The sequence below is a fragment of the Aquipuribacter hungaricus genome (assembly GCF_037860755.1).
Lineage (GTDB): Bacteria > Actinomycetota > Actinomycetes > Actinomycetales > JBBAYJ01 > Aquipuribacter > Aquipuribacter hungaricus.
Genome location: NZ_JBBEOI010000147.1, coordinates 1 through 9232, shown reverse-complemented (window position 1 = coordinate 9232; position 9232 = coordinate 1). Strand labels below are relative to the sequence as shown.

At 74.9% G+C, this 9232-nt stretch carries 5 protein-coding genes; 3 read left to right on the top strand and 2 right to left on the bottom strand.

Annotated elements, in window-relative coordinates; genetic code table 11:
• Positions 1-18: 18 nt before the first annotated feature.
• Both WCS02_RS13980 and WCS02_RS13975 read right to left on the bottom strand, forming a co-directional pair.
• Positions 19-963 carry a glycosyltransferase family 2 protein gene (locus tag WCS02_RS13980; protein WP_340294259.1) on the bottom strand — a complete coding sequence of 315 codons (945 nt, stop codon included), beginning with the start codon at positions 961-963 and terminating at the stop codon, positions 19-21.
• Positions 964-1128: 165 nt separating this feature from the next.
• Positions 1129-4002 carry a fibrinogen-like YCDxxxxGGGW domain-containing protein gene (locus WCS02_RS13975; RefSeq protein ID WP_340294257.1) on the bottom strand — a complete coding sequence of 958 codons (2874 nt, stop codon included), beginning with the start codon at positions 4000-4002 and terminating at the stop codon, positions 1129-1131.
• 305 nt (positions 4003-4307) lie between these two features.
• On the opposite strand from WCS02_RS13975, the gene mfd reads away from it, so the two are divergent.
• The 3 genes from mfd to WCS02_RS13960 form a co-directional block, all read left to right on the top strand.
• The gene (gene mfd, locus WCS02_RS13970) at positions 4308-8051 is read left to right on the top strand and encodes a transcription-repair coupling factor (protein ID WP_340294255.1); all 3744 of its coding nucleotides are present in this window, start codon (positions 4308-4310) and stop codon (positions 8049-8051) included.
• The gene (locus WCS02_RS13965) at positions 8048-8617 is read left to right on the top strand and encodes a hypothetical protein (protein WP_340294253.1); all 570 of its coding nucleotides are present in this window, start codon (positions 8048-8050) and stop codon (positions 8615-8617) included. The genes mfd and WCS02_RS13965 overlap by 4 nt, the downstream gene beginning before the upstream one ends.
• A gap of 1 nt (position 8618) precedes the next feature.
• The coding region (locus WCS02_RS13960; protein WP_340294251.1) for a MazG family protein at positions 8619-9232 on the top strand (614 nt) is incomplete at its 3' end.

Sequence of the window (9232 nt, the reverse complement as noted above, 5' to 3'; positions counted from 1 at the left end):
CGGCGGCCGGCGGGGACGTCACAGGCCGCGCCCCGTGCGCTGCACCGCCGCCACGAGCCGGTCCGGGCGCACCAGACCCAGGCCCACCGGCACCGAGGCCAGCGCCCGCGGGTCGAGGGGGCGGTGCCGCAGGGCGCGACGGGCGTACCCGAGGGCCTCGCGCCGACGGCCGAGGGCGGCGCTCGCGAAGGCCAGCTGGCCCTCGATGCGGGCCCGGCCGCGAGGGTCCTGGTCGAACTCGGGGACGACGCCCAGCAGGTAGGTCAGCCCGGCGACGATGCCCTCCCAGCGCCCCACGAAGAAGGACGGCCGGTTCCAGTTGATGCGCGCGTAGGGCTCGGGCAGCGACACCACGTCACCGTGGCGCGTCGCGCGCAGCAGCCACTCGTAGTCCTCGCCGTAGGACCCGGGGATGCCCTCGTCGACCAGGCCGACCCTGCCCAGCAGGTCCTCGCGCCGCACGAGCACGGTGCACGGGTTGACAGCGATGATGCGCGAGCGCAGGAAGTCCGCGAAGGTCGCCCGCGCGGGGGCGGGGCGGGGGTGGTCGCCGTCGTCGTTGCGGATGACGATGCCGGTGGCGACCGCCACCGCGTCCGGGTGCTCCTGCCAGAGCGCGAGCTGTGCCTGCAGCTTGCCCGGCAGCCACTCGTCGTCGTCGTCGAGGAAGCCCACGACCTCGCCGGTGGCGGCGAGGATGCCGGTGTTGCGCGCCCCCGCCAGGCCCGGGGTCCGCGCGTCGTTGCGGGTGACGACGAGACGGCGGCCGGGGGCTGCGGCCGAGGGGACGTCGAGCGGGTGCGGCTCGCTCTGGTCGAAGACGACGACGCACTCGACCTCGCCGTCGTAGCGCTGGGCCAGGACCGACTCGACCGCCCGGACCACGAGCTGGGGGCGGTCGCGCGTGGCGACCACGACGGTGACCGGAGGGGAGGCGGGAGCCCCGGTGCCTGACGGGTCCACTGGTCCACCGCTCTCTGATGTCGTGCGTGCCCTGGCGGGCGGTCGGACCCGCATCGTCCCACCGCCAGGACCGCGGGCGGGGGGACGCGCCCCGCAGGTCCCCCGGATGCCACGGGGGACCTGCGGGGCGGACCTGCGGGGCGGACCTGCGGGGCGGGCCGTGCCTCAGGCGGGCGGGCGGACCGTGAGGCGCAGGTCGAACGACATGTCGTTGCCGTACGGCTGGTTCTGGTGCACCTCGACGGCGACCGTGTTGGTCCCGTCGCGCAGGGCCGTGGCGGGGACGGTGAAGCTCACCGGGGTGCGTGCCGCGTAGGTCGTGCTGACCGTGGTGCTGGCGCCGGTGCTGTAGGCGATGGGCCCGGCGGGCATGTTGTCGCGGACCACCTCGACGCCGTTGACGTAGACCACGGCGCCGTCGTCACGAGCCAGGTCGAGGCTCAGGGAGCCGTACCTGCTCGCGCTCTCGGGCAGCTCGAACGTCCGCACGTAGTAGGCGGTCATCGGCTTGGCGCCGGTGCCGGAGACCGGGATGAGCGTAGCCTCCCCGCCGATGTTGAAGCCGATCCGCCCCGGGCCGGCGGCCCAGGCGGAGGCGTCGTAGCCGGGCTCGCGCCACGCCGTGCCGCGGTCCACGCCGTCGAAGGCCCAGGACCAGGTGGAGCCGAGCGGGACGACGACCGCGGTCGCGGCAGGCGGGGGCGGGGGCAGCTCGCCGGCCCGGACGGTCACGACCGGGGTGGAGGCGGAGCGGTTGCCCTCGGCGTCGACGGCCCGGACGAACCAGCGCTCGGAGCCCGTGGCCGGGGTGGGCACCTCGTACGAGGTGGACGCGGTGGCGGCCACGACACGGTCCTGGTGGATGACCTCGTAGCCGGTCGCGCCGGCGGAGGGCTGCCAGGACAGCAGGGACGTCGTGGCGGTGGCCGCGGCGGAGCCGGCCGAGGCGGGGGTCGCCGGGGCGACCGCGTCGCGCTGGGCCTGGCGGACGAAGCCGCCCACCCACTGGTTGCGACCGGGTGCGCGCTCGGCGCTGACGAAGTCGCCGCCCTGCCAGGTGAGGCCGGTGGAGTCCTCGAACATCGCCCACGGGCCGTGCCCGGCGCGGGCGCGCATGACGGGGTTGTACTGCGGGATGGTGCGGCCGGTGGCGGTGTCCCAGGCGCCGGTGAAGCCGATCTTGTCGGCCTGCGTCCAGGAGGTGCCGACGTTGCTCCACGTGTAGGCGTCGGAGTACGACCACTCGTTGCAGTGGCAGCCGGCGTAGACGACGTCGCCGACGACCTCGGCGACCTGGAAGTCGCCGCCGTTCTTGGTGATGTTGCCGCTCAGCCGGGTGAAGGTGGACCGGTCGAAGCTGAAGAAGCTGTGCTCGGAGCCGCCCAGCCACACCCGGCCGGCCGCCTCGGTGATGGCCTGCTGGTAGCCGGAGCGGTCGGCGGTGCTGTACGCGGGGCTCCACTCCAGGGCCAGCGCGGCGTCGGGCGTGGTGCCGACGGCGGCGGCCTTGTTGGAGACCCGGCCGTTGGACATCGTGAAGTACCCGGCGGCGTAGAGCCGGTCGCCCTGCGGGCTGGCGTAGATGTCGGAGACGGTCCCGTTGAACGCGGGGTTCCAGACGTCGGGGGTCCCCGTGGTCGTCGCGATGCGGGCCGCGCCGCGGGCGTACACCGGGGTGGTGCGCGTGCCGCCGCCGACGTGGGTGAAGGCCCCCGCGGCATAGAGCCACGGGCCCTCGACGTCGAGGGACGTGACCTGGACGACCGCGCCGGAGATCCGGTTCTCGACCGTGGTGCGCCAGGTGGTGTCGGTGGCGCCGGTCACCGGGTCCAGCCCGACCAGGGCGGGGGCGGGGGCGCCGTTGGCCTGCGTGAACTCGCCGCCGACGACCAGCCGGCCGTCGGGGAGCGCGGCCAGGGCCAGGACCTGGCCGTTGAGGCGGGGCCGGAAGGTCGACACCCACTCGCCGGTCTGGACGTCGAAGCCCGCGAGGTACGGCTGCTCGGTGCGCTCGGTGCCGGCGGAGCCCTTCTGGACGTAGCGGAAGTTGCCGCCGACGTAGACGGTGCGGCCGACCTGGGCGAAGCCCTGGACCTCGACGTTGAGCTCGCCGGAGCGGCCGTTGGCCAGGCCGGTGACGCCCCACGCCTGGGGCTCGGCGTAGTTGGACAGCATCGCCTTCACGGTGGAGGCGGGGGTGCCGCTGTCGGGCACCGCGGTCCAGCCGAGCGAGGCCTGGGTGAGGCGGGGCCGCAGCCACACCTGGGTGAAGGGCATGGCCGCCGTGCCGCCCTCGGTGACGCTCCACAGGTGCGAGGTGGCGCTCGTGCTGCCGGTGACGCCGGCGCCGTAGGCGAAGCCCCAGACATAGCCCCGGGCCTCGAGCTCACGGGTGTCCACCCGGCGGTACACGGTGTCGGCGCCGAAGTTGTTGGTCTGGCCCTTGGAGCCGGCGACGCCGTCGAAGGACCACGTGCCCACGCCGTGCTCGGCGCCGAGGGTCCACACCCACCGGTCGCGCTTGCTCAGCTTCACGCGGGTCTCCTGCCAGGACGTGCCCCCGACGTCCTTGGCGCGGCGCAGCCGCACGCCCTCCGTGAGGGCGTCCACCCGGCCCCCGCCGAGCAGGGCGTCGACGACCTCGGACGACAGCTGGCGGACCGGGAAGGCCTCCGGGCCGGTCACCACGTCGGAGACCTCGGCGGTCGTGCCACGGCCCTGGTACTGGCTCGTCCAGTCCTCGCGCCCGCGCCCGACGAGCACCCAGCCGCCGCCGTCGGTGGTCATGTCGCACTGGAACTGCTGCGGGACCTGCAGCGCGGGGGTGAGCAGCCAGTAGCGGCCGTCGGGTGCCGACGGCTGCAGCTGCTTGACCTCCCAGCAGGACGCGGCCGCGGTCTGCGGGGTGAGCCCGTCCACGGGCGACGCGGCCATGGCGGGGGCGGCGACGAGGCCGCCCGCGGCCAGCGAGCCGGTGACGGCCAGGACGAGCGCGGCGAAGGAGCGGGACAGGGTGCCGGGCGTGCGGGGTCGACGCATCGTGACTCTCACATCTGCTGGGGTCTGCGGGGCGGGGGGGCCCGCTCACCAAGTGTGCAACCAGGGGGGGACAGATGAGCACCGTTCCGCCTCATCCCGACCCAGCGTGACGCCTGCTCAGGCGCGGTGCGACACGCAGCGTCAATCGTGCCGCACGCGCAGTGACTCGCGAGGGGTGGCGTGGCCGTGGCGGACAGGCCGGCGGTCCCGAGGGGCACCCGGCCCGGCGCCGCCGTCGGTCCCGGCGCCTATCCTGGGAGCCTCGCCCGCACCCGGTCGACCACCCCCAGCACCTGCCAGGAGCCATGACCCTCACCGGCCTGCTGCCCGTCCTCTCCGAGGACCCGGCCGTCTCCACCCTCGTCGACCTCGCCGACCCCTCCGCCGCCGACACCGGTGCCGTGGACGTCGTCTGCTCCGAGGGGCTGCGACCGCCCCTGCTCGCCGCCCTGGCCGGCCGCCGTCCCCTGCTCGTGGTCACCGCGACCGCGCGCGAGGCCGACGACACCGTTGCGGGGCTGCGCAGCTTCCTGCCCGAGGGTGCCGTCGCCGGCTTCCCCGCCTGGGAGACGCTGCCCCACGAGCGCCTCAGCCCCCGCAGCGACACCGTCGCAGAGCGGCTGCAGGTGCTGCGGCGCCTGGCCCACCCGGACGACCGTCCCGGCGAGGCGCCGCTGCGCGTGGTGGTCGCCCCCGTCCGCTCGGTGATGCAGCCCTTCGCCGTCGGCCTGGGCGACCTGGCCGAGACGCACCTGCGCGCCGGTGACCGGGTCGACCTCGCGGACGTCGTCCGCGGCCTCGCCGACGCCGCCTACCACCGCGTGGACATGGTCGAGCGGCGTGGCGAGTTCGCCGTGCGCGGCGGCATCGTCGACGTGTTCCCCCCGACGGCCGCCCACCCCGTCCGCGTCGAGTTCTTCGGCGACGAGGTCGACGAGCTGCGCGAGTTCGCCGTCGCCGACCAGCGCAGCCTCGGCACGGTGGAGGAGCTGCTGGCCCCGCCCTGCCGCGAGCTGCTGCTCACCGACGCCGTCCGCGAGCGGGCGGCCGGCCTGCTGGACGCCTACCCCGGTGCCGCCGAGCTGCTCACCAAGGTCGCGGAGGGCTCCGCGGTCGAGGGCATGGAGGCGTTCATCCCCGTCCTCGTCGACCGGATGACCACGCTGCTGCACGAGCTGCCCGAGGGCGCCCTCGTCGTCACCGTCGAGCCTGCGCGCGTCGACAGCCGCGCGCAGGACCTGCTCGACACAGGCAAGGAGTTCCTCGAGGCCGCCTGGTCCAACGCGGCCGCCGGCAACGTCACGCCGGTCGACATCGAGGCCGACGGCCTGCAGGGCGGCATGTTCCGCACCCTGCCGGACCTGCACGAGCTCGCCGAGGACCTGGGCCTGGACTGGTGGACCGCGGGGACCCTCACCGCCGACGCCGAGCTCCGCGACGCCCGGTCCGCCCGCCTGGTCACCGTCGACGCCCGCCCGGTCAACGGCTACCGCGGCGACCTGGCCGAGGCCTCGCGCGACCTGGCGGCCCACGTCGCCGACGGCTGGCGCCTCGTCGTCGTCACCGAGGGCCACGGCCCCGCCCAGCACCTCGTCCAGGTGCTGGCCAAGGCCGACGTGCCCGCGCGCCTGGTCGACTCCCTCGACGCGGCCCCCGAGCCGGGCGTCGTCCACGTCACGTGCGGCGGGGTGCTCCACGGCTTCGTCCACGAGGACCTGCGGGCGGCCCTGCTCACCGAGGCCGACCTGGCGGGGCAGCGCACGTCCACCAAGGACATGCGGAAGATGCCGTCCAAGCGGCGCCAGGTCGTCGACCCGCTCACCCTCAAGCCCGGCGACCACGTCGTCCACGAGACCCACGGCATCGGCCGGTTCGTGGAGATGACGCAGCGCGTGGTCCAGGGCGCCACCCGGGAGTACCTGGTCCTGGAGTACGCCCCGAGCAAGCGGAACCAGCCGGGCGACAGGGTGTACGTGCCCACCGACGCGCTGGACCTCGTGAGCCGCTACGTCGGCGGCGAGGGACCGGCGCTGTCGAAGATGGGCGGCTCGGACTGGGCCAAGGCCAAGGGGCGCGCCCGCAAGGCGGTCAAGCAGATCGCCGGCGAGCTCATCCAGCTCTACAGCGCCCGGATGGCCAGCGTCGGGCACGCCTTCGCCCCGGACACCGTGTGGCAGCGCGAGCTCGAGGACGCCTTCCCCTACGCGGAGACGCCCGACCAGCTCGCGAGCATCGACGAGGTCAAGGCCGACATGGAGAAGCCGGTCCCCATGGACCGGCTCATCTGCGGCGACGTCGGCTACGGCAAGACCGAGATCGCCCTGCGCGCGGCCTTCAAGGCCGTCATGGACGGCAAGCAGGTGGCGGTCCTCGTGCCGACGACGCTGCTCGTCCAGCAGCACCTGTCGACGTTCTCCGAGCGCTTCGCCGGCTACCCGGTGGTCGTGCGGGCGCTGTCCCGGTTCTCCAGCGAGGCCGAGGCTCGCAGCGCGCGCGAGGGCGTCGCGGACGGCAGCGTCGACGTCGTCATCGGCACCCACCGCCTGCTGGGCAAGGACATGCGCTTCTCCGACCTGGGCCTCGTCGTCATCGACGAGGAGCAGCGCTTCGGCGTCGAGCACAAGGAGCAGCTGAAGAAGCTGCGGACCAACGTCGACGTGCTGGCGATGTCCGCCACGCCGATCCCGCGCACCCTGGAGATGGCGGTCACGGGCATCCGCGAGATGTCGACGCTGGCCACCCCGCCGGAGGAGCGCCACCCGATCCTCACCTACGTCGGCCCGTACGACGAGCGCCAGGTCGGGGCCGCGATCCGCCGCGAGCTGCTGCGCGAGGGCCAGGTGTTCTTCGTCCACAACCGGGTGAGCGACATCGAGCGGACCGCGGCGCACCTGCAGTCGCTCGTCCCCGAGGCGCGGATCCGGATCGCGCACGGCCAGATGCACGAGACCGAGCTCGAGCAGACGGTCGTCGACTTCTGGGAGCGGCGCTTCGACGTGCTCGTCTGCACGACGATCGTCGAGACGGGCCTGGACATCGCCAACGCCAACACGCTGATCCTCGACCGGGCCGACACGTTCGGCCTCAGCCAGCTGCACCAGCTGCGCGGGCGGGTCGGCCGCGGCCGGGAGCGGGCCTACGCCTACTTCATGTGGAGCCCGGGCGCGACGCTCACCGACACCGCGCACGACCGGCTGTCGACGATCGCCGCCAACACCGAGCTCGGCGCCGGCATGCAGGTCGCCATGAAGGACCTGGAGATCCGCGGCGCCGGCAACCTGCTCGGCGGCGAGCAGTCCGGCCACATCGAGGGCGTCGGCTTCGACCTGTACCTGCGGATGGTCGCCGAGGCCGTCACCGACTACCGGCGCGGCATCGACGGGGACGGCGAACCGGACCCGGTCGACACCACGCTCGACCTGCCGGTCGACGCCTACCTGCCCCACGACTATGTGCCGGCCGAGCGGCTGCGCCTGGAGGCCTACCGCCGCCTGGCCGCCGCGACGGACGACGCGGCGGTGGACGCCGTCGCGGAGGACCTGCGCGACCGGTTCGGCGCCGCCCCCGACGGGCAGCTGCCGTCGCAGGTCCGGTCCCTGCTCGGCATCGCCCGGCTGCGGGTGTTCCTGCGCGGCTACGGCCTCAAGGACGTCAGCGTCCAGGGCAAGTTCCTCCGCCTGGCCCCGGTCGACCTGGCCGAGTCCGCGCGGCTGCGGCTGGAGCGGCTCTACCCGAAGACGGTCGTCAAGCCGTCGCTGGGCACGGTCCTCGTCCCGCTGCCGACCGCCCCGATGGCCGGGCGCCCGATCGGCGGCCCCGTGGGCGACGCGGAGCTCGTCGACTGGGTGCGCAGCCTGGTCAGCACCGTGCTCCCCGCCCCGGAGAAGCCGGTCGTCGTCGCGGCCACCGACCCGGCCGCTCCCGCCCCGGAGCCGGGCTCGACGGCGGCCGCGGCCGCCGCCCTGGCGGACGGACCCCGCGGCCGCGTGGGCGCCGTACCCTTCCGTACCGAGCACGAGCCGGCGACGAAGGGACCAGGACGACGATGACCCCCCGCAGCAGCACGAGGCGAGGCGGCCCACGGGCGCTCCCGGTCGTCGGTGCCGTCGTCGCCGCCCTGGGGCTGGGCGCGTGCTCCGCGCTCGGCGACCCGTCGGCCGCGGCGCTCGTGGACGGCGAGACGGTCGTCACCCAGGCCGACGTGGCCACCGTGCTGGAGGAGCTGCCGCTCGAGGTGAGCAACGGCCAGCCCGTCGCCCCTGCGCAGGTGCTCACCTTCCTCGCGGTCGGCGACACGGTGGAGTCCATCGCGCGGGAGAACGGCGCCGTCCTGGGCGACGTGCAGGCCCGCCAGTTCCTCGCCTCCGTCGACGAGGAGGCCGGCCGCCCGACGGGCATCTACTCCGAGCCGACGCTGCGCCTCATCTCGACCAACCTCATGCTCGGCGAGATCACCCAGGACCCCGCCCTGGCCGCCGAGGTCGAGGAGCAGTTCCAGGCCCTCGTCGACGACCTCGAGGTCAACCCCCGCTACGGCGAGGTGAGCGAGGGCGGGGCCCAGCTCATCGTCCCGGTCGAGCACCCCTGGCTGCCCGCCCCGGACGCCGACGCCTGAGGTGAGCGCCGAGGCCCCCGGGGCCGCCCTGCTCGACGTCGTCGCTGTCATGGACCGGCTCCGGTCCCCGGGCGGCTGCCCGTGGGACGCGGAGCAGACGCACGAGAGCCTCACCCGCTACCTCGTCGAGGAGACCTACGAGGTGCTCGACGCGGTCGAGGCGCTCGACGGCACGCCTGCCGCGGAGGCCGAGCTCGCCGAGGAGCTCGGCGACGTCCTGCTCCAGGTCGTCTTCCACGCCCGGGTGGCGGCCGGGCGCGGGGCGTTCGACGTGGACGACGTCGCCCGCACGCTGGCGGCCAAGCTCCGCCGCCGCCACCCCCACGTCTTCGGCGACGAGCAGGCGCGCACCGGCGAGGCGGTCCAGGCCCGCTGGGACGAGCTCAAGGCGCAGGAGAAGCCGGCCCGCGGGCCCGTCGACGGCATCCCGCGGCACCTGCCCGCCCTCGCCCGCGCCGACAAGCTGCTCCAGCGCCTCGAGCGGGCGGGCCTGCCGGTCCCGGCGGCGCCGGACGGTGCGACCACCGAGCAGGACCGGGTCGGCGAGGAGCTCCTCGCCGCCGTGGTCCGGGCCCGCGCGGCGGGCGTCGACCCCGGGGGGGGCCTGCGGGCGCG